The 1,028-nt window shown below is 57.9% G+C and carries 1 protein-coding gene; it reads right to left on the bottom strand.

All coding sequences use genetic code 11. The features are described 5' to 3' along the window. A partial coding sequence (locus AB3X98_RS41970; RefSeq protein ID WP_368607198.1) for an AMP-binding protein occupies window positions 1-1,028 on the bottom strand: 1,028 nt, incomplete at both ends.

Below are 1,028 nucleotides of genomic sequence, written 5' to 3'. Positions count from 1 at the left end.
TTCAGATAGCCCCGCGCGACCCCCGCCCCGCCAATATAAATCTCGCCCACCGCACCAAACGGCACGGGCGCGCCATGACCGTCCAGCAGGTACACCCGCGTGTTCGAAATCGGACGGCCGATCGGGAGACGGCGCAGTGTTTCGTTACTCAGGTTGATCTCGTAAACTGTCGCGAAGGTCGTCGTCTCTGTCGGGCCGTAGCAGTGAACGAGACGTACGGGGCCTTCTTCTCTCAGCAATCTCAGAAATGAGCGGAGATCATTGGGCTCCCCTCCACAGAGGAGGTACTTAAGTTGGGCTAACGTCGGAGCAATCGATGATGTATATCGGTTGAATAATGCTGTTGTTAGAAAAAGTGACGTCACCCGGTGCTGTTTAAGCGCCCTGGCAAAACTGGGAGGATCTGTGACAGCTTGCATTGCAACAATGCAACCACCGTTAAGTAGCGGCGCCCACACTTCGAATGTGCTTGCGTCGAAAGCGGGATTGCCAGCCCATGCCACACGATCCCCCGCCTCGATCTTCGCATATCCATTATTGATCACGAGCCGGTTGACAGCACGATGAGGGACAAGAACTCCTTTGGGAAAGCCGGTTGAGCCGGAGGTGTACATTACGTATGCGGCAGCCTCAGCGGTCAACGCTAGGCCAGGATCGGAACTACATCCCGTTCCAACTATGAGCGGCTCAATAGCCAGAACAGGTATCGTCGCCTCAACCAGGTTATCACCGTCAATCTGGCTAAGCACCAGGCGGGCAGCACAATCAGCCATCAGCCATTCCTGTCGCGCAGAGGGAAGACCGCGATCGATCGGTACATATACTCCGCCCGTCTTCAGGATCGCCAGTTGCGCCACCACAAGAGCGACGGAGCGGTCAAGCACTGTCGCAATGCTATCTCCCGGCCTGACTCCGAGTGCGATCAGATGATGGGCCAGCCGGTTGGCCCGCGCATTGAGTTCGCCGTAGCTCAGTCTCTCGTTCTCGTGGACCACCGCCACCGCCTCCGGTGAGCGGCGCACCTGCGC

It is taken from the genome of Paraburkholderia sp. BR14312 (assembly GCF_040948675.1).
GTDB lineage: Bacteria > Pseudomonadota > Gammaproteobacteria > Burkholderiales > Burkholderiaceae > Paraburkholderia > Paraburkholderia nodosa_A.
Note: the sequence above shows the minus strand (reverse complement) of the source record. Positions and strands in the feature narration are given on the sequence as shown.